Source organism: Microbulbifer maximicatervae (SeqCode) (genome assembly GCF_052467225.1).
Genome location: NZ_CP174303.1, coordinates 730407 through 750881, shown reverse-complemented (window position 1 = coordinate 750881; position 20475 = coordinate 730407). Strand labels below are relative to the sequence as shown.

At 47.6% G+C, this 20475-nt stretch carries 13 protein-coding genes and 1 pseudogene; 7 read left to right on the top strand and 7 right to left on the bottom strand.

Annotation, left to right across the window (positions count from 1 at the left end; all coding sequences use genetic code 11):
* The first annotated feature begins 77 nt into the window (after positions 1-77).
* The 3 genes from ACJJIZ_RS03235 to ACJJIZ_RS03225 all read left to right on the top strand — a co-directional run bounded on the left by ACJJIZ_RS03235 (position 78) and on the right by ACJJIZ_RS03225 (position 3975).
* Complete coding sequence (locus tag ACJJIZ_RS03235; protein WP_444916182.1) at positions 78-2432, top strand: Tex family protein; 2355 nt, start codon at positions 78-80, stop codon at positions 2430-2432.
* Positions 2433-2791: 359 nt separating this feature from the next.
* Positions 2792-3136, top strand: a complete 345-nt coding sequence (locus tag ACJJIZ_RS03230) for a transposase (RefSeq protein ID WP_444915193.1) — start codon at positions 2792-2794, stop codon at positions 3134-3136.
* A complete protein-coding gene (locus ACJJIZ_RS03225; protein ID WP_444915192.1) occupies positions 3088-3975 on the top strand; it encodes an IS3 family transposase in 888 nt (295 codons plus the stop codon). The genes ACJJIZ_RS03230 and ACJJIZ_RS03225 overlap by 49 nt, the downstream gene beginning before the upstream one ends.
* 488 nt (positions 3976-4463) lie before the next feature.
* Here ACJJIZ_RS03225 and ACJJIZ_RS03220 read toward each other — a convergent pair whose 3' ends face one another.
* A complete protein-coding gene (locus ACJJIZ_RS03220; RefSeq protein WP_444915191.1) occupies positions 4464-5129 on the bottom strand; it encodes an RluA family pseudouridine synthase in 666 nt (221 codons plus the stop codon).
* A 946-nt stretch (positions 5130-6075) separates the two neighbouring features.
* On the opposite strand from ACJJIZ_RS03220, the gene ACJJIZ_RS03215 reads away from it, so the two are divergent.
* Positions 6076-6204: a hypothetical protein gene (locus ACJJIZ_RS03215; protein ID WP_444915190.1), complete on the top strand. Its 129-nt coding sequence runs from the start codon at positions 6076-6078 to the stop codon at positions 6202-6204.
* Positions 6205-6671: 467 nt separating this feature from the next.
* Here ACJJIZ_RS03215 and ACJJIZ_RS03210 read toward each other — a convergent pair.
* Positions 6672-6806: pseudogene (locus ACJJIZ_RS03210) on the bottom strand (IS5/IS1182 family transposase); the annotation flags it as partial.
* Between the two features lie 389 nt (positions 6807-7195).
* Between ACJJIZ_RS03210 and ACJJIZ_RS03205 the strand changes: the two are divergent.
* On the top strand, positions 7196-10159 hold the full coding sequence (locus tag ACJJIZ_RS03205; protein WP_444915189.1) for a TonB-dependent receptor domain-containing protein: 2964 nt from the start codon (positions 7196-7198) through the stop codon (positions 10157-10159).
* Between the two features lie 118 nt (positions 10160-10277).
* On the opposite strand, the gene metF is transcribed toward ACJJIZ_RS03205, so the two are convergent.
* The 4 genes from metF to ACJJIZ_RS03185 all read right to left on the bottom strand — a co-directional run bounded on the left by metF (position 10278) and on the right by ACJJIZ_RS03185 (position 14918).
* On the bottom strand, positions 10278-11120 hold the full coding sequence (gene metF / locus ACJJIZ_RS03200) for a methylenetetrahydrofolate reductase [NAD(P)H] (RefSeq protein ID WP_444915188.1): 843 nt from the start codon (positions 11118-11120) through the stop codon (positions 10278-10280).
* A gap of 64 nt (positions 11121-11184) precedes the next feature.
* Entirely contained in the window at positions 11185-12561 is a 1377-nt protein-coding gene (gene ahcY, locus ACJJIZ_RS03195) for an adenosylhomocysteinase (RefSeq protein WP_369974263.1), read from the bottom strand.
* Between the two features lie 107 nt (positions 12562-12668).
* On the bottom strand, positions 12669-13889 hold the full coding sequence (gene metK, locus ACJJIZ_RS03190; protein WP_444915187.1) for a methionine adenosyltransferase: 1221 nt from the start codon (positions 13887-13889) through the stop codon (positions 12669-12671).
* A gap of 72 nt (positions 13890-13961) precedes the next feature.
* The gene (locus tag ACJJIZ_RS03185) at positions 13962-14918 is read right to left on the bottom strand and encodes a metalloregulator ArsR/SmtB family transcription factor (protein WP_444915186.1); all 957 of its coding nucleotides are present in this window, start codon (positions 14916-14918) and stop codon (positions 13962-13964) included.
* Positions 14919-15176: 258 nt separating this feature from the next.
* On the opposite strand from ACJJIZ_RS03185, the gene tkt reads away from it, so the two are divergent.
* Positions 15177-17177 (top strand): transketolase, encoded by a 2001-nt coding sequence (gene tkt / locus ACJJIZ_RS03180; RefSeq protein WP_444906883.1) that lies wholly within the window; start codon positions 15177-15179, stop codon positions 17175-17177.
* A 109-nt stretch (positions 17178-17286) separates the two neighbouring features.
* Positions 17287-18297, top strand: coding sequence for a type I glyceraldehyde-3-phosphate dehydrogenase (gap, locus tag ACJJIZ_RS03175; RefSeq protein WP_444915185.1), 1011 nt, complete (start codon positions 17287-17289; stop codon positions 18295-18297).
* A gap of 180 nt (positions 18298-18477) precedes the next feature.
* Here gap and ACJJIZ_RS03170 read toward each other — a convergent pair whose 3' ends face one another.
* Positions 18478-20472, bottom strand: a complete 1995-nt coding sequence (locus tag ACJJIZ_RS03170) for a hypothetical protein (protein ID WP_444915184.1) — start codon at positions 20470-20472, stop codon at positions 18478-18480.
* Positions 20473-20475: the final 3 nt, after the last annotated feature.

Sequence of the window (20475 nt, the reverse complement as noted above, 5' to 3'; positions counted from 1 at the left end):
AAACTGAAAGGCTACTTACTGGTCCAACATCGCCCTTAACGGTACGAAATTTCCCGGAAAACGGATGTAAACATCAAATGCTGGATATCAACGTTCGCATCGCCGAAGAACTCAATGTCAGACCACAACAGGTTACCGCCGCAGTATCCCTGCTCGATGAAGGAGCCACAGTCCCATTTATTTCGCGCTACCGGAAAGAAGTGACAGGAGCCCTGGACGACACCCAGCTGCGCACCTTGGAAGACCGACTGCGCTATCTGCGCGAACTGGAAGAGCGCCGCGCTGCCATCCTGAAAAGCATTGATGAGCAGGGCAAGCTGACTCCAGAGTTGTCACAACAAATTAACAGTGCCGACACCAAGAACCGCCTCGAAGACCTCTACCTCCCCTACAAACCCAAGCGTCGCACCAAAGGGCAAATCGCCATCGAGGCTGGCCTGGAACCGCTGGCCGATGCACTGATCAACAACCCCTCCCTCGACCCTGCAGCCGAAGCAGAGCAATACCTCAACACCGACAACGAAGACGCCTCCCTTCACGTCAAAGACATTAAAGCCGCTCTGGATGGAGCCAAATTTATCCTGATGGAACGCTTTGCCGAAGACGCCGAGCTGCTGGGTAAACTGCGTGAATTCCTCAAGCGCGATGGGCAGGTGAAATCCAAGCTGCTCGAAGGCAAAGAAGAGGAAGGGGCCAAGTTCCGCGACTATTTTGAATACGCCGAAGACTGGTCCAAAGTGCCCTCCCACCGCGCCCTGGCTATTTTCCGCGGCCGCAACGAGGGCGTACTCGCTATCAGTGTGGGCCTCGCTGAAGAAGAAGGGGCCTCCCCAACCGCCAGCCATCCCTGCGAAGCCATGATTGCCCGCCATGTGGATATCACCGACGAGGGACGACCTGCAGATAAATGGCTCGGCGAAGTGGTGCGCTGGACCTGGCGAATCAAGCTTCTGACCGCGTTGGAAACTGACCTGATGGGTGAACTGCGCGAGAAGGCAGAAGAGGAAGCCATCAAGGTATTCTCCCGCAACCTGAAAGACCTGCTGCTGGCAGCTCCGGCTGGGCAAAAAGCCACCATCGGCCTCGACCCAGGCCTGCGCACCGGGGTCAAAGTCGCCGTGGTCGATGCCACCGGCAAAATACTCGATCACACCGCCATCTTCCCCAACCCACCACAGAATCGCCACCAGGAGTCTGCAGCGGTTATTGCCGCCCTGTGCAATAAATACAATGTGGGCCTGATCGCCATTGGCAACGGCACCGCCAGCCGCGAAACCGACAAATTCGTCGGGGAAACTATTAAGCAATACAAGCTGACGGCTCAAAAAGTTGTGGTTAACGAAGCCGGTGCTTCCGTTTACTCCGCCTCTGAATTTGCTGCGCGGGAATTCCCGGATCTTGACGTTACTATCCGTGGAGCTATCTCCATCGCCCGCCGCCTGCAGGACCCGTTGGCAGAGCTAGTGAAGATCGAACCCAAGTCCATTGGTGTAGGCCAGTACCAGCACGACGTTTCCCAGACTCAGCTGGCCCGCTCATTGGACGCCGTGGTGGAGGACTGTGTGAACGGTGTCGGCGCTGAGCTGAACTCCGCCTCAGCACCGCTTCTGGCCAAGGTCTCTGGCCTGACAGCTTCTATCGCCAGCAATATCGTCAGCTACCGCGACCAAAATGGTGCCTTCACTAACCGCAAACAGCTAATGGAAGTACCACGTCTGGGGCCCAAGGCATTCGAACAGGCCGCCGGCTTCTTGCGTATTAACAATGCTGACAACCCGCTGGATAAATCCGGGGTGCACCCCGAGTCCTATATCGTGGTTAAACGCATTGCCGAGAAAAATAGCCGTGAAATTCACAGCCTTATCGGCGACTCCAGCTTCCTGCGCCGACTGAACCCGGCAGACTATACCGACGAGAAATTTGGTGTACCTACCGTTACCGATATTATCGCCGAACTGGAAAAACCCGGTCGCGACCCGCGCCCGGAATTCCGCACGGCCAAATTTGAAGAGGGCGTAGAGGAAATAAAAGATCTGCGCCCGGCAATGGTACTCGAGGGGACCGTCACCAACGTCACCAACTTCGGTGCCTTTGTGGATATCGGTGTTCACCAGGATGGATTGGTACATATCTCTGCACTCTCAGAGAAGTTCGTTAAAGATCCTCACGAAGTCGTAAAAGCCGGTGATATTGTCAAAGTTAAAGTGATGGAAGTGGACGTTGCCCGCAAGCGTATCGGCCTTTCCATGCGTTTATCTGATGAGCCCGGTGAGCAGGGTAGTGGCGGTATTAAAAAAGGTGACCAGCGCGAAAACCGCCAAGCCCAGCGCTACAACAAGCAGCAGGGCAACCGCTCCCAGAAAGGGGGCCAAGGCAATGGCCGTGGCAGCATGGGTGATATTTTGATGGCGGCAATGAAAAATAAAAAGTAGGCAACAGTAAGGGCGGTCTTTTGACCGCTCTAGAAAACGATTAAGTCCAAATGCATATAATAATTTATTTACACAAGATTAATTATTTATCGCTGCTATGACGCAACCAAATATTTCATCACAAGCTTCATGAACTGATAATCTTTAAGAATTTTTAGGGGCGGCTGAATGATTTCAAGCCTGTTTGATAGTATTCGGCTACCTGCCAAGACTACGATGAACCATACATCAAGGTGCATTTATCAAGCTAAAGCGTCATATAACTCGCCGTAAGAAGTTTCTCTCTCAGATAGACATCGAAACCTTCCCCCATTGAGTAGACGCCTACCTTTTGAATAGGGTAGGAAAAAACTCCGAAAATGCTGAGTGAAGAACGTGTTGTTGAATACTCAACAGAGTTCAAAGTTAGAGTGGTAGATCTCACTAATCAACTGAAAGTAGATACGACTACCATCGCCACAATTATTGGTCTTCGCCCAGTGATGGTGTATAGATGGCGACAGGAAAGCAGAGAAGGCAAGCTGGTCGGGAAGCCTAGTCGTAGAATAAGTATGACAAAGGCAACGAAAATTCAGTCTCAAACTGATGATAAAGAGATAAGACGTCTTAAAAAGCAGGTTGAGAAATTGCAAAAGGGGAATGATTTCCTAAAAAAGTGGGAAATGTACCTGAAAGATCCAAAGCTGAAAGATTCTCGTTCATAGCTCTTAATCGATCAGACTTTGGGGTCAGGTACTTATGTAGATACTTGAATGTTTCACCCCAAGGATTTTATAAGTGGCTCAACCGCGATGAGAGCACTCGTGACATGGAAAATAGGCGAATTCTAGGGTGTATAGAAGCTATCTATGCTCAGCATGATGGTAATTATGGAAGCCCAAGAATTGGCGCAGAGCTGAAAGCTAATGGTGAACGAATAAATCACAAACGCGTTGAACACCTTATGAGAGAAACTGGAATCGTTGGGAAAACAGGAAGGATTTATCGTCGACGCCCATTGCCTGGAAATCCTTGCATCAAGGTTGAAAATTTACAAAAAGAGCATGGTATGCCGACTAAGCCAGACTCTCAATGGACTGGTGATGTAACCTATCTGAAGATCAATGGGCAATGGCAATATTTAGCTGTGATTATTGATCTTTACTCCCGGAAAGTGTTGGGTTGGGAGCTGTCGGATACTCGAACTGTGGAGCTAGCACTGTCAGCGCTAAATAAAGCTGTCCGTCGCAGAAACATAGAATCAGATCTAATATTTCACAGCGACCGAGGTTCTGAGTACGGTGCTTATGCATACCAAAACCGACTCAAAGAACTGGGTATTGAGCCGAGCATGAACCGTCCAGGATTTATGAATGATAATGTGTATGTAGAATCATTTTTTCAAATGCTGAAAACTGAGAGTTTCAAAGGATTTAATTTTGAATCCGTTGAGGAGCTAAGAACCAACTTATCTTGGTATCTTGATAGGTACTACAACTTTAAAAGAAGACATGGTTTACTTGGGTTCAAAAGCCCAGATGAATATGAAAGAATGGCCGCATAAAATGAATATAAGGTGGCGTCTACTTTAAGGGGGGAGGCTTCCATCCCCTAGACTGGAAGATCAAATTGCGCCTTGTTATCCACAAGGGAGGCGTAGTCGGCAGCCATTCCCTTAAGCGTGTAATGGCTCGAGCTAAATAGCTCTGTCCATTGAGGACTTCGGTCTAGTATCGTTCTTTCAGCGTCAGTTGATTCTCATAGGATTTTTGGCTCGTTTGCGTGGAATCTAAAAGACCTACAGCCAGCTGGCCTCCTTCGCTATCGCCATATCTGTCGGTAGTTGTTGGAATTCAGGCTGAAAATTAGCGTAGCATAACTGGCAATTAGGAATACCTAAAAGAGTCATTAAGTATTTATTATTTCCCATAAATTTGAAACCTACATATACCTTTAACTTACCTACCATTAATATAGAATTGAAAAATATTTATAAAATAAAAAAGCACACCACAAACTGAATATTTCGCAATCAGAATAATTCATAGATATCTAAACGTAAAAATCGATAGGTAAATCACTTTTGAGAGTTAGCAAACTTTCAGTATAGGGGTGAACGAACTCTAACTCACTTGCATGTAGCAACAACCTGGAAGCAGCAGTCATAGCTTCTTGATGGGCATAGAAAGGATCACCTAAAATTGGATGCCCTATGGCATTCATATGGACCCTCAGCTGATGCGAGCGTCCTGTAATAGGTTTAAGTCGAAGTAAACTACTACCTCCTACGCTGGATATTTTCTTCCAGTGAGTCAAGGATGCTTTTCCTACTTCAAAATCTACCTTTTGCCGTGGCCGATTGGGCCAGTCACATATTAGTGGCAAATCCACTTCGCCGTTACTTTTTTCTGGCACACCCCATACTCGCGCATAATAAGTCTTTTCAATTTTTCGATATTGAAATAAAGCGCTCATCCTCTTATGCGCTTCTGGACTACGCGCCATCACAACTAACCCTGAAGTATCCATATCCAAACGGTGAACAATCAATGACCCCGGATATTTATTTTGAGATCGAACAAATAAACTATCTTTACGATCACTACTACGACCAGGCACAGTGAGAAGACCACTAGGTTTATCTAAGATTAGTAACATCTCATCTTCGTAAACTACGGATAGAAAAGGTTTATTTGGCGGTGTGTATTTTCTCATCATACCTACTGAAAATTACTACTTAACAAAAATATACCACTTTAAGGAGTTACTAAGCTTGTATTGATGTTCCCACCCTATTCAAATATTGAAAATTCTTTTCATTAACGGGTAAATTGAGTTTACCTTCGGCGGCCATCGAAGGCCATGTTTATCACAGTTCGCAGTTTGGCTAATTCGTAAAAGACCGATAACAAGTATGAACGTGATAAGTACTCACTAGGCATAGCTCGGGTAGTCATGTGAACCTCGAACCCAAATAGCAGGGCGGAGATAGCTTATCTTATGGAACCTCAAGAGATCAATGTCGGTATCGATACCAGCAGTAAAAAACTCGGTATTTATGTAAGACCTTCTGGCTAGTTCTTTAGTATTACCAATGATAAAGAAGATATTAAGGATGCCATTAAACAACTACAGCCCTTAAACCTAAAAGCGTACTGATAGAGTCTACAGGAAGGATTTAATTAGAGTTCGTTTGTATCGCAGATAAAGCGGGACTGCCTGTTATTGTTTTTGCAATCCTTCTCAAATAAGAAGCTTCACAAAATCCGCAGGCCGCCTCGCCAGGACTAACAAGCTAGACGCTATTGATGTCGCCCATCTTGGTGAGGCTATGAAGCCATAGATTACCTGCGCGTAAGCCAGAAAATCCATCGATATCGGTGACTTACTGGCTGTGAGAAATCATTATTTAGAGTTGAGTACAATGCAAAAATATCGGCTTCAAAGGACCCCGGATTCTGTGCACGAACCTATCCAAGCCACTCTAAACACCATTAATAAGAATTACAAGAAATCGACAAATAACTGCTTAAACTGGCTAACAGTGTGCCTATGTGGCGCCAAAGAAGTTGGAGATGGACAGGCTTATACGTTGATGAGTGTACTTCCTGAACGATGAAAATTGAACCGTAAAGAAATAGCTGCACTTGTAGGTATCGCACCAATGAACCATGATAGCGGTAGCTTCCAGGGAAAGAGATATACTCGAGACGGAAGGCATCATGTACGTGGGGCTCTATTTGCTCCCATTATGTCAGCCACTAAATCATCCCAAATTAAAGCCGATGTATAAGTATAAGCGGCTAATCGACGCTGGAAAACCTAAAAAGGTCATCCAGATTGCTGGCATGAGAGAGTAGCTTACGATCCTGAATACCATCGTGAAAAATAAAACCTATAGGGATGAAAGCATGGCTTAATAATTTGACGAGTAACCATAGTCACTTTTTAAACCCGCATTTTTATTAACTAGCCAGCCCCTATAGAGGCAGTAATGTGCAACTTGTTACATATCAGTTGACTAATCCGCACCTTGATAGTTACTAACTACCTAACAATTTTATTACCAGCCAGAGCAGGCCAAGTCAAAATCATTATTCTAAGGAGCCTCTGATCAATGAAGCATTTTTCTAGAATTAAGCGGAATTATTTAAAAAATTCACTTTCCTACGCAAAAACGCTCAATTTTTGGGTAATAGCTCCCTAATTTTTCACCTAAAATCCCCGGTAGGGGGATTTCAGACCCCCCCCCCCCCCCCCCTAGGTGGCCAAATATTTTCTCCCTATTAGTAAGTTGGTAAAGCCTGCTAGCAAGCACAGCCGCTCAGTATTTTTTAACAGCCCCCGATAGCGGACCTTGTCATAACCAAATACCCGTTTAATGTAGCGAAAGGGGTGTTCAACCTTCGTCTTATCTGTGCCTTGATCTTTTCCGCCTTACGGAGTGCATCACGCCCTGGAAGAGTTTTTAGCTTGCTTGGCTTCATTGCTATGTACCAATCCACCTCCCGCTCCTTCAACTCTTCACGCTTCTCCGTACCAATATACCCAGAATCACCCTAACTTGTTTAAGTGGAGCCTAACTAACATAAAAGCAAACCTTTTAGCAAGAAAATGCAACGTGTTATACGATCTTACCATTTATTGACCAAAAAAGATTGAGGGAATCAATAAGCAGGACGTCTAAATTTTGGGGGCGAATTAAAACTATAAAATTCAGGCTGACTCAGTCTTCTGAAGATTACGAATCGCATCGCTCTTCCATAGATCTAAAAGGAAAAACAATGGATACCAATTTTAAGAAAACGTTGCTAGCGATCACAGTTGGGATGCCTGCCATCTTTGCCAATGCACAAGACAGTATCGATAGTGATGAGCCAAAGCTTAGTAATTCACAACAAATAGAAGAGGTCACTGTTACTGGCTCCCGTATCCCAAGAGCCGGTTACGACACCATGCAGCCAGCCTCAACCATTGGACAAGACCTTATAGAAACCAATGGGTATACAAACGTATCAGATGCAATCAATAGCTTGCCTATGATGGCAGCATCTGGCACCAATATGGCAGAATCAGACTCAAACAACGTTGGTCAAAGCTTTGCTGACCTCTATGGCCTAGGTTCACAGCGCACCCTGACCCTGGTAAATGGCCGCAGGGTTGTATCCTCTAATGCACCTAATGCCTTTGGAGCCACTGGTGGTTTGCAGGTCGACCTGAATGCTCTTCCAACAGCACTTATTGAGCGCGTGGAAGTTGTATCCGTTGGTGGTGCACCCATCTATGGTTCCGATGCCGTTGCGGGAACAATCAACATTATTCTTAAGGATGATTTCGAAGGCATTGAAACAGAGATTTCATCTGGCTTTGCAGACGGCGAAATGGATGCTGGCGACCATATGGCATCTATTACCTTTGGTCAGAATCTATTTAATGATCGCGCCAATGTCGTTGCCAGCTATGAATACAATAAGACCGATGCGGTCCTTATGAATGATCGGGAATTTACCCGAGATTATTACTACTTCTTTGAGAATCCAGAAAGCGAAGGGCCCAATGACGGAGTTTATGACCGAGTTTTTGGAAAAGGAAGAGCTATCCCAATTCTCACCCAAGAGGGAATTCCTACTCCTACAGACTACTATCCTTTATTTGCCCTAGATTACAACACAATTAAAGATGCTGATGGAAATGCTTTGGGCTTTGGTGCAGACGGTCAGTTAACACCTCTGAATCTCGGCACGCCAACGGGCAATGTTATCACTTATATGGGGGGGGATGGACTCCTGCTCCAAGACTACGACTCTGTTCGCGCACCTATTGAGCGACACATGTTTAACTCTCTTGGACACTTTGATATCACCGACAATATCAAAGCTTACGCAGAGGTTAATTTCTTCACTTCAGAGTCAAGTGATCCAAACGCCCAGCCATTTTATCAGTCCTCCATGTTTGGGGGCGACTCTGGTGCACTCCCAATTTCCATAGATAATCCTTACTTGAGCGAAACCGATCGCCAAATCTTAATTGATAATGGCATCGTAGAAGATGGGGTATTTTATCTCCACAAGGGAATGAATGACCTTGCTCAAAGTGGGTATACCGGTGGCGAAAGCGAAATGTTTCGCTATGTCTTAGGCTTAGAAGGTGACTTTTCCTTTGCCGGTAGAGACTGGAACTGGGACCTAAGCTACAACAAAGGCAAAACTGAAGCGACTACAGAGGAAACACAATTAGTCCAAGAGAACTACGAAAAAGCCTTGGATGTTACCACAGATGAAAGTGGCAATATTGTTTGTGTATCTTCCGATCCTGATTGTGTTCCGCTGAATGTTTTAGGAGTTGTTACTGATAGCGACGCCATCAATTATGTGACAACAAATGCCCATACTTACGGAGAACTGGAACAAGAGATATTTAGTGCCTACCTTTCCGGTGAAGTTATTGAATTGCCTGCCGGTCCTCTTGCGCTAGCATTTGGATACGAAATTCGTGATGAATACTCCGAATTCCGTCCAGATAGTTTCCTTCAGCAGGGACTTGGACGCAGCGCCGCATTGTCACCACTTTCTGGAGGCTTTGATACTAAGGAATTTTATACGGAATTCCTTGTTCCAGTAATCCCATCTGACCTGATTCCAACTGTATCAGGATTGGAGCTTGAGGGGGCCTGGAGGACAATTGACCACTCTCAAGCAGGAAGTGATGAAACTTGGTCTGTTGGTTCTCGAATCATGTTAGACATTCCTGTTGTGGGCTCACTCACGCTGCGAGGTAACATTACTGAATCCATCAGGGCTCCCGCTGTCACAGAAGCATTACTTCCTATCTCTGAAACATTTAGCAGCGCAAATGATCCTTGTGATGAACGATATGTTGGGCAAGGTGAAGATCCTGCTTTACGTCTCGCAAACTGCCAAGCCGAAGCCACCGCAGCTGGTTTTGACTACGACCCAAACAGTTGGCAGTCCGAGGTTGTTAATGCCACAAAAATTGGTTCTACCGGTGGCAATCCTGATCTATTAAATGAGCGCGCAGAAGCAAGCACTTTTGGTTTTGTTTGGGTCCCGCAATTTGCGGACGGTCTTGAACTCACCGTAGACTGGATCAATATCGATATAGAGGATGCGATTGAAAATCTATCTTTAACGATATTGATGGAGGCCTGTTATGACGGTGACCAAAGTAACGAAGCTTGCGGTAATTTCACACGAGATGAAAATTTTCAAATCGTTGACTTCACTACGGGCTATAGAAACGCAGGCTTCTATAATTTCCGCGGTGTTCAATCCGACTTGTCCTATAAGTTCGATTTAGGTAAATGGGATATTCCTGGTAACTTCGATTTGGGGATGGTTGCCTATCATATTAAGGAGCAGCAATTCTCTGTCACCGGCAAAGATCTTGAAGTTGATGCAGGAGAAATCGGATATTCTGACTGGCAAGGGAATATCCACTTAACCTATACACTTGACGACCTAACTGTAAATTGGCAGACACAATATATAGGAAAGGCAAATGTTGATAATGATGACACAGCAGAATCTCGAGATATTCGAGTCGTCCCTGAATACTGGTTGAATAATGCTTATGTAGGTTATCAATTCAATGACAATCTACAGGCCAGCCTCTCGATCAGGAATGTCTTTGATGAAGAGCCACCGAAAGCTGTCAACTCTTTCTCAGCACTTGGTGTTTATGACGTTATTGGCCGCTATGTAACTGCGGGTATTAACTATAAATTTTAAAGTTAAATAAAATTAGCTGGGCCTCTTTGAGGCCCAGCTTCTCAAACTTTTTAAAGCCAACAAACAATGTTATGGATACAGTAAAACTATAAAAAGTCTAATCTTAGAAACCTAATACTTACCTTGCCACACTTAAATTCAAGGCGGCAAGAATGTTTTTTGACGAACTCGCCTGATTCATTGTATAAAAATGCAAACCTGGTGCCCCACCTTCTAATAAGGTCTCGCAGAGATCAGTCACAACCTCCAATCCAAGCTTCCTAATATCCTCAGGGTCACGGTAACTTTCCATACGCTTAACCAACCACCTTGGGATTTCCGCACCACAATTGCGAGAGAAACGCACAAGGTTGGCAAAATTAGCTATTGGCATAATGCCTGGATAAATAGGCGCATCGATACCCGCCTTCTCACACTGATCAATGAAGTAGAAATAGGAATCCGGATTGTAAAAATATTGTGTCAGCGCGCTATTCGCACCGGCCTCAAATTTACCTTTTAAATAGCGAATATCGTCATCATAGCTATTCGACTCCGGGTGTATCTCTGGATATGCAGCTACTTCAAGATGAAATTGATTACCGGTATGTCGGCGAATAAAAGCGACTAATTCATTCGCATAAACCAGTTGCGCCACCGCCCCCATGCCCGACGGCATATCACCACGCAGTGCAACTATTCGATTAATTCCCGCCTCTTTATATTCATTTAACAAACCCAGTATGGTCTCTTCATTGTCACCACCAAACGATAAATGAGGAGCAATGGAAATACCATCACGTCGCATATTGGTCACAATACTCGACGTTGTCTCTCTCGTGGTGCCACCAGCACCATAGGTAACAGAAAAAAATTCAGGATTAAATGCTTGGAGCGCTTCGCGAGTTTTATATAATTTCTCGCGACCCTCTGGCGTTTTAGGAGGGAAAAATTCGAAACTTATGCGAATGGAGTCTTTCATTATATTTCTCCAACCCCGCACAATTCAGGCGCCGGCGATGCCGGCACCTTTTCGTTAGGGGCTATTAGTACTTATAACTTTCAGGTTTGAACGGACCTTCAACTGAAACACCGATATAGTTAGCTTGCTGCTCGGTCATACGGGTAATAACACCACTAAAACCCTCAACCATATAGCGTGCAACTTCTTCATCCAGGTGTTTGGGCAGTACTTTTACATACAGCGCTGAAGTTTTTTGATCTGCCGGTAAGTCAGCAAACTTTTCTTTGAACAAATGGATCTGGGCGAGAACCTGGTTGGCAAAAGAGCCATCCATGATGCGGCTCGGATGGCCAGTAGCGTTGCCGAGGTTTACCAGGCGGCCTTCAGACAGCAGCAACAAGTGATCGTTGGTTTCGCTATTGCGAACCACCTTATGTACCTGCGGCTTAACTTCCTGCCACTCCCAGTTTTCACGCATAAAGGCGGTGTCGATTTCATTATCGAAGTGACCAATATTACAAACCACCGCACCACTCTTCAGGGCGGAAAGCATGTGGGCATCGCAAACGTTTACGTTGCCAGTTGTAGTAACAATCAGGTCTGTATTGGCCAGCAGCTGCTTGTTAATACCCTCAGCGGTACCGGTATTAACGCCGTCGATGTAGGGGGAAACCAGCTCGAAGCCGTCCATACAAGCCTGCATCGCACAGATCGGGTCCACTTCAGAAACCCGTACGATCATGCCTTCCTGGCGCAGGGATGCTGCGGAACCTTTACCTACGTCGCCGTAACCAATAACCAGCGCTCGCTTACCAGAGAGCAAGTGGTCAGTGGCGCGCTTGATGGCATCGTTGAGGCTGTGGCGACAGCCGTATTTGTTGTCGTTCTTGCTCTTGGTCACAGCGTCATTGACGTTGATCGCAGGAATCTTCAGGGTGCCTTCGCGCAGCATATCCTGCAGACGGTGTACGCCGGTGGTGGTCTCTTCACTCACACCGTGGCAAGCATCGAGAAGTTGCGGGTATTCGCGGTGCAGCAATTCGGTGAGGTCGCCACCGTCATCCAAAATAATATTGGGTTGCCAGCCGGCAACATCGGCACCAATAGTGCGCTCAAGGCACCATTCGTACTCTTCTTCAGTTTCACCTTTCCAGGCAAATACGGGGATTCCGCGCGCAGCAATGGCGGCAGCGGCGTGGTCCTGGGTGGAGAAAATATTACAGGAGGACCAGCGAACTTCAGCACCCAGCGCGACCAGGGTTTCGATCAGCACTGCAGTCTGGATCGTCATGTGGATACAGCCCATGATACGGGCACCCGCCAGCGGCTGCTCTGCGCGGTATTTCTCACGCAGGGTCATCAGTGCCGGCATTTCACCTTCTGCAATTTCAATTTCACGGCGCCCCCACTCGGCCAGGGAAATGTCCGCGATTTTGTAATCTTTAAATTCAGTGCTCATTTGATTCATCGTTTTTGAGTCCAAAAATTATCTGCTTGCCGAGTGGTACCCAGCATATTTTGTGTGCCCGCGCTTTTGGCGCAGGCATGAATATTTATTTCTAAAACTTAGAGGCCGGCTTGGGAGCGAAGCGCATCCGCCTTGTCGGTTTTTTCCCATGGGAAAGCAGTAAAGCTCTCACTGCGTTCCTGGCCATTGCTGTCGATCCAATTGTAAGTGTGGGTAAACGGATCGCGACCAAAGTGACCATAAGCTGCGGTCAACTGATACATCGGGTGCAGCAGGTCGAGGGATTTGGAGATGGCGTAAGGGCGCAGGTCAAAGTTTTCGCGCACCAGCTCTACCAGCTTATCCTCTGGTATCAAACCGGTTCCAAAAGTATTAATTGCTACGGAAGTCGGCTCGGCGACACCGATGGCGTAGGAAACCTGAATCTCACAGCGCTTGGCCAAGCCTGCCGCGACAATGTTCTTGGCCACATAACGACCCGCGTAAGCGGCAGAGCGGTCAACCTTAGAGGGGTCCTTACCGGAAAATGCACCGCCGCCATGGCGAGCAGAGCCACCGTAAGTGTCAACAATGATTTTGCGCCCGGTTAGACCGCAGTCTCCAACTGGCCCACCAATAACAAAGTTGCCCGTCGGATTGATATGGAACTTGGTGTCTTTATGCAGCCATTCCAGCGGCAAGGTGTTGTGAACAATCAACTCCATCACTGCATCGCGCAGATCTTTTTGGCTGACATCCGGGTTGTGCTGAGTTGAAAGAACAACCGCATCGATCGCACAGGGGCGACCCTGTTCGTCGTAACGGAAGGTCAGCTGGCTTTTTGCATCGGGACGCAACCAAGGGAGCAGACCGGATTTACGCACTTCAGCCTGGCGCTCAACCAGACGGTGGGAATAGTAGATCGGTGCAGGCATAAAAGTGGGGGTTTCATTGGTCGCATAACCAAACATTAAACCCTGGTCCCCGGCGCCCTGATCTTCCGGCTTAGCGCGGTCTACACCCTGTGCGATATCCACAGATTGTTTACCGATCACATTGATAACGCCACAGGTCTCACCGTCATAACCCACGTCAGAGGAGGTGTAGCCGATATCGGTGATAACTTTACGCACCAGCTCTTCCAAGTCCACCCAGGCAGAGGTGGAAATCTCACCGGCAATAACAGCAATACCGGTTTTCACCAGGGTTTCACAGGCAACCCGCGCCTGCTTGTCACGGGCCAGTAGAGCATCCAATACAGCATCGGAAATCTGGTCGGCAATTTTATCCGGGTGCCCCTCAGATACGGATTCTGAGGTAAACAGTCTGTATTCACTCATTTTGAGGTCTCCATTGTCCCGCCGCAGCGGTTGAATATCTTTTAACTTCAGGCTGTGCCTGACAAACCCCCGTCAGGGCTTAATAAACTCTCTTATCTGGATCTGAAAGCCGTTGCGCAGGGCACTGTAAATACTGCGCCCATCTTGTAAGCCGGCAGTCGCGGCCCAGTCACTCAACTGCTCTGGAGCAAAACCCAACCATAAATCTCCGCAGGCCTCTCTGGCCCAGTCCTGGCTGTGTTCTTGCAATTCTGCAATTAAAAGCTGCCCGCCCTTTTTTAGGGCGCCGTGCAAATCGTGAAAAATTTGTGCCGGGTCAGGAGTGTGGTGCAGCACCATGTTCACCACGATGGTATCGGCACTGGCCGGCCGTGCCGCAGCAACGCGAGTATCGCTACAGACAAACTCGATATTTTTAATACCCTGTTCATCGGCAAAAGATTGAGCCCGCTCCAACATTGCAGAAGACAGATCCAGTGCTGTCACTGTCGCGAAACGCTGAGCCAACTCCTGTAGAAATTCACCTTCTCCAGGCCCAACTTCCAAGGCATGGCGACCAGGTTTGAGCAGCTGAGCCACCTGTGGTCCGTATACGTCATAGCTGGCAATCAATTCCTGCTGCTCGCGAAAGCGGTTGCCGTAATCGGCAAAGAAACGTCGCGATGCTTCCGCTCTCTCCTCAGAAATCCGGGATACCGCCTGCACCCGCACATCGGCCAGAGGCAAATGATCCAGGTTTGTAAATAGCTGTGCCAGCAATGGAGTAGCTGCAGTGCGCCGGTAGAAAAGGTTATTACCTTCGCGGTGCTTGTTTACCAGACCTGCCTGGGCGAGCACTTTCAAGTGATGACTCAGGGCCGGTTGGCGCAAATCAAAGATTCGGCACAGCTCTAAAACACTGTAAGAATCCTGGCTAAGCAGGCGCAATATTTCGAGCCGCAGGGGATCTCCGGCGGCTTTCAGGGTCAAGGCCAGCTGAGGAATTGCCTCGGCTGGACTCAGTTCGGGTGCTGGCTCATTTTCAGACATGGGGCGAAGTCTAGCAGGGGAGCACACCTATATCAAAATGTTTTGATATAGCTTTATTAAATATTTTTGATATAGATGTTAATGGCGCCGCCTAATGCATAGAATTAGAAGTTTGTTGCTGCACTCAACAACAAATCCCCAACCAAAGCTTTGCGCGGGGCCGCCCTTTACGGGAAAATACGCCACCATTTTGTTGTTGCGGGAATCTGCCGGCAGAGCAGCGCCGCACCCTAGCTAAGAAACCAGAGAGCTCTTCTTATGTCTTCTACTCCCTCTCGCGCTGAAAAGGCCAACGCCATTCGCGCCCTGTCCATGGACGCGGTCCAAAAAGCCAAAAGCGGCCACCCCGGTGCGCCCATGGGTATGGCGGATATCGCCGAGGTGCTGTGGAATGACTACTTAAAGCACAACCCGGCCAACCCCAGCTGGGCCGATCGCGACCGCTTTGTACTGTCCAATGGTCACGGCTCCATGCTGCTTTATTCCCTGCTGCACCTGTCCGGCTATGACCTGCCGATTGAAGAGCTGCAGAACTTCCGCCAACTGCATTCCAAAACTCCGGGCCACCCCGAATACGGTTATGCCCCTGGTGTAGAAACCACCACCGGCCCACTGGGCCAAGGCATCACCAACGCTGTTGGTATGGCAATGGCAGAAAAGATCATGGGTGCCCAGTTCAATCGCCCCGGCTACGAGCTGGTAGACCATCACACCTATGTATTCCTCGGCGATGGCTGCCTGATGGAAGGCATCTCCCACGAAGCCTGCTCCCTGGCCGGCACTCTGGGCCTGGGCAAGCTGGTCGCCTTCTATGACGACAACGGCATCTCCATCGATGGTGAAGTGGAAGGCTGGTTCACCGACGACACGCCCAAGCGCTTTGAATCCTACGGCTGGCACGTAATCCCCAATGTGGATGGCCACGATTCCGCCGCTATCAAAGCCGCTATTGAAGAAGCTCGCTCTGTTACCGATAAGCCCACCATTATTTGCTGCAAAACCGTGATCGGCTTCGGCTCCCCGAACAAACAGGGGCGCGAAGAGTGTCACGGTGCACCGCTGGGTGACGAAGAGATTGCCCTGGTTCGCGAAACCCTCGGTTGGGCCCACAGCCCATTTGAAATCCCCGAAGATATCTACGCTGGCTGGGATGCCAAAGCCAAAGGTGAAGCCCAGGAAGACGAGTGGAAAGATATCCTCGCTGATTACCGCGAAGAATTCCCGGAGCTGGCAGCCGAATTTGAGCGCCGCATGAGCGGTGAATTGCCCGCAGATTTCCTCAGCAAAGCAGATGAGTACATCAAAGCCTGCCAGGAAAATGCAGAGAAGATCGCCTCCCGTAAAGCCAGCCAAAACGCTCTGAACGCTTACGGCCCGCTGCTGCCCGAATTCCTCGGCGGCTCCGCCGACCTGGCTGGCTCCAACCTCACTATCTGGTCAGGCTCCAAAGGTGTCAGCGCCGAGGATGCCTCCGGCAACTACATCTATTACGGTGTGCGCGAATTCGGTATGAGCGCCATTATGAATGGTATCGCTCTGCACGGTGGTTTCGTGCCCTACGGCGCTACCTTCTTGATGTTTATGGAATACGCCCGCAACGCTGTGCGCATGGCCGCACTGATGAAGCAGCGTGTGGTCTTTGTCTACACCCACGACTCTATTGGCCTCGGCGAAGACGGCCCGACTCACCAGCCGGTAGAACAGCTCAGCGCCTTGCGCGCCACTCCGAACCTGCACACTTGGCGCCCCTGTGATGCCACTGAATCCGCAGTGAGCTGGAAGATGGCTATCGCGCGCAAAGAAGGCCCCAGCACCATGGTCTTTAGCCGTCAGGGCCTGGCTCCTCAAGATCGCGACAGCGCACAGCTGGCTCAGATTGAGCGCGGTGGGTACGTACTGTCCGACTGCGAAGGTACTCCTGAGGCCATTATTATTGCCACTGGCTCCGAGGTAGAGCTGGCGATGGCTGCCCAGGAAAAACTGGTTGGCAAGAAAGTTCGCGTTGTTTCCATGCCCTGTGCCGAGTTGTTTATGGAGCAGGAAGAGGCTTATCGTGAGTCCGTACTGCCTTCTTCTGTACGTGCACGAGTAGCGGTAGAAGCGAGCCACAAAGACTACTGGTATAAGTTTGTCGGTTTCGATGGCGCTATTATCGGTATGGAAACCTTTGGCGAATCTGCCCCTGCCGGCGACTTGATGCGCTACTTTGGTTTCACTGTGGACAATGTGACTGAAGCGGTAGAAAAACTGCTGAAGTAATACTGTTCTCTCCACTGAATATCATTTAGGTATCAACCCCGTGCGGCACTGGCTCAGCGCCGCACGGGGGCGCTGAGCTGACATTTTTTCTCCTGCCTAAAGTTGTGCTATGACCACTAGAATTGCCATCAATGGCTACGGCCGTATCGGCCGCTCCGTTTTACGCGCACTCTATGAGTCTGGCGCCCGCGATAACTTACAAATAGTCGCCATCAATGAACTGGCTGACTGCGACACCATTGCACACCTGACAAAATACGATTCTGTCCACGGCCGCTTCTCAGGCGAAGTTTCCGTGCATAAAGATGTCCTCGTGGTTAACGGAGATTCTATTGCCGTAACTCATTGCGAGCGCTTAGAAGATCTGGATTGGCGACGGGATCAAGTAGATATCGTACTGGAATGCACCGGCAGCTTTAAGCAGCGACAAGGCGCGGAGTTGCACCTTGCCGCAGGAGCCAAGAAAGTATTGTTTTCCCAACCCGCCAGCCGGGATGTCGATGCCACGATTGTTTACGGGGTGAACGACCATATTTTGACGGACAAGGAACGGGTAATTTCGGCAGCCTCCTGCACGACTAATTGCAGTGTTCCAGTTATCGCCGCCCTGGATAAAGCCTTCGGCATTGAGGCCGGGGTCATTACCACTATTCACTCTGCGATGAACGATCAACCGGTAAGTGATGCCTATCACCATACTGATTTGAGAAAAACGCGTTCAGCGATAACCTCTGTTATCCCAGTTGATACGGCTTTGGCACGCGGTATTGAGAGAATACTACCCAATCTGGCAGGTAAATTTGAAGCCCAGGCCCTGCGCGTTCCCACAGTCAATGTTTCTGCTATCGATTTATCAGTCTCACTACAAAGAGAAGTAAGTCGGGAAGATATTAATGCTTTATTAAAATCAGCTTCTGAGTCTGAGTTTAATGGTGTACTTGGCTTCACCCAAGAACCCCTCGCATCCTGTGATTTTAATCACGACCCGCGTTCGGGGATTATTGATGCAGGCCAAACTCGTGTAGCGGGGAATCGCTTAGCCAAGATTTTGATTTGGTTTGATAATGAATGGGGATTTGCCAATCGGATGCTGGATGTGGCTAGGCGACTCTGCTGCTAGGCAACCTCTGAGGTAACAATAGCTTAGCTTTACTATTTTAAATATAAAAGCATTGATAACAGAGATGGTAGCCTAAGCAGCTACCATCCGATTATTTACATACGGATATTTGTCCAAACAAAAATGGCAACCTAAAAGGCTGCCATTTCCCCTACCCACCACTGTGACCAAATTTAATAATCACTCAGGCATTACAACCGGCCTCTCATCAACCTTCTGCAGGTGTGTATTATATATATTGCCGTAATTCAGAATATAACCTCCAATATCTGTACCCACCGGCAAACTTAACTCATCAGCATCCCTAAAAATATTTCGATGATGACGAAACCAGTAATTATTGGGTTCGACAAATTGATGCAACTCCCACTCTCTTTCACGAAACATCTCACAACCTTCGTCATCAGAGGGCTCCCAGGAGTTCGGCAAGCAGTAGCCACCACCTTCAGACTCATACCTTCTTATAAACAAACTGCCATTATCCTCCACCTGCCATCGACCAGGTGATTCATAGTATTCGCTCTCTTCAATTTCATTATTTTTATTACTATCAAAGCTATTAACGATAACTAAAGAACCATCAACGGATAAGTCAAAAGAATAACTGTACAACGGATCAGCAAAAGTCGGCTGATACGTATAAATTCCAGCAATATCCTGCTCAGACCAGCTTTCATTACCTTTTAATAAAATATTAGAGTGCCAAAAAGAATAACTTCCATCATCTAACCTCTCAGAAACAGAAGTTTCAAAAACACCATCAGCAACAACATTCAATAGCGAATAAGTCAGTTGAGAGTTATCTGGTAAATTTACAATCAATTGGCTGGAATTATTCAGCATCCATGTAGCAGTAATATCTGTTTCGAGTGCTTTGCCGTCAAGTGAAGTAGAGGGGTCTTTCACGCTGACCACTCCGCCTTCATCAAAGTCGCCAGAAAAGCTCATCTCCATAGTATTCGTAGTGAAATCGGGATAGTAATCCTCAGTAGCGCCAACCACCTCTCCAGCACTACTAGGCATCGGCATGCTATAAACCTCTCCCAAAACTAACGCATCCCGGGGATTCACAAGCCCTTTTGAGCGAACGGCTGAAACAGCCCAGTAACCCTTCTCAACACTGTCAGGTAGCTGTCCTCTTGGGTAGTGAAGACTATCACTAACCTCAAACACTAACATTCCCTGAGATTCTGAATCATACGCCCAGAATAACTTCTTCAGCTCTCTATTTCTTTCAAAATAGACATAATCTCCGTCAATAGAAGTTGAATCTGATACTGTAAAAGTACTATCAACCTCCAGAAAAATCCCTTCGGAGTTTTCTTGCCAGGACAATTCAACGGCCACACCATCACTTAGATATTCACCAGTTCCATCTTCGTTTAATTTTATCTTCCCCCAACCTAAATCATATATATCCGCTATAGACGTCTGAGTACCACTCGACAAACTTAAAAGGCCATCGGTTTGCGCCAACTCCCCCTGCGCCTCCCGATATAATTCATTCATTGTTACTTCTAGCAAATAAACATATTCAGAAGACAATTTAAAATCTGATGCAAACTGGTAGGTATCTTCCACTTCTGTGGGGATAGAAATCCCTCTATCCGCATAATCGATAAAAAGCTTTATTGCTGTAGCAACAGAGAAAGCCCTATCTGCATCCACTAATTTAAGGGAGCTATGCCATTCCTCCGAAGACTCAATAGATTTATTAGCTTCCACTTCGAATATGGCAGCAATAGCCGTAGATACGCTGCTAATATTTACGGAGTGATTTTCTGATGAATCAAGAACTCCATCGTCTCCAGCGTATTCAAGCAAAGAGCTGACAGGACCCAGCACGCTGGCAAATTTAACTTTATTATTATCTTGAGAGGTAGCAAAAACTTTTACTAACTCTTCAGACTCGGGGTCATCTAATTCTATTTCAGCTAAATAGCTGCCATCATCACTTGAATCTGTGAAAACTAGGGCGTCGCCAATAAACACCTCTATATTGGCATTTTCCTTGGGCCCATCAACTAGTTTCCCTTGGATAAAGAGAGAAACCCTATCTGGCTCTGGTGGTACGGAAGCGCCATCATTGTCACTTCCTCCACTTCCTCCACTGCATCCAGTTAACAAACTTACGATACAAGCCCCCAAAAGCGTTGATAATCCATATCTATACATTCT

Excerpts from the sequence above, each read along its gene's own strand:
- ACJJIZ_RS03205 (WP_444915189.1), top strand. The coding sequence starts at position 7,196 with ATGGATACCAATTTTAAGAAAACGTTGCTAGCGATCACAGTTGGGATG.
- ACJJIZ_RS03215 (WP_444915190.1), top strand. The coding sequence starts at position 6,076 with ATGAACCATGATAGCGGTAGCTTCCAGGGAAAGAGATATACTCGAGAC.
- ACJJIZ_RS03235 (WP_444916182.1), top strand. The coding sequence starts at position 78 with ATGCTGGATATCAACGTTCGCATCGCCGAAGAACTCAATGTCAGACCA.
- ACJJIZ_RS03170 (WP_444915184.1), bottom strand. The coding sequence starts at position 20,472 with ATGTATAGATATGGATTATCAACGCTTTTGGGGGCTTGTATCGTAAGT.
- metF (WP_444915188.1), bottom strand. The coding sequence starts at position 11,120 with ATGAAAGACTCCATTCGCATAAGTTTCGAATTTTTCCCTCCTAAAACG.
- ahcY (WP_369974263.1), bottom strand. The coding sequence starts at position 12,561 with ATGAGCACTGAATTTAAAGATTACAAAATCGCGGACATTTCCCTGGCC.
- metK (WP_444915187.1), bottom strand. The coding sequence starts at position 13,889 with ATGAGTGAATACAGACTGTTTACCTCAGAATCCGTATCTGAGGGGCAC.
- ACJJIZ_RS03220 (WP_444915191.1), bottom strand. The coding sequence starts at position 5,129 with ATGATGAGAAAATACACACCGCCAAATAAACCTTTTCTATCCGTAGTT.
- ACJJIZ_RS03230 (WP_444915193.1), top strand. The coding sequence starts at position 2,792 with ATGCTGAGTGAAGAACGTGTTGTTGAATACTCAACAGAGTTCAAAGTT.
- tkt (WP_444906883.1), top strand. The coding sequence starts at position 15,177 with ATGTCTTCTACTCCCTCTCGCGCTGAAAAGGCCAACGCCATTCGCGCC.
- ACJJIZ_RS03185 (WP_444915186.1), bottom strand. The coding sequence starts at position 14,918 with ATGTCTGAAAATGAGCCAGCACCCGAACTGAGTCCAGCCGAGGCAATT.
- gap (WP_444915185.1), top strand. The coding sequence starts at position 17,287 with ATGACCACTAGAATTGCCATCAATGGCTACGGCCGTATCGGCCGCTCC.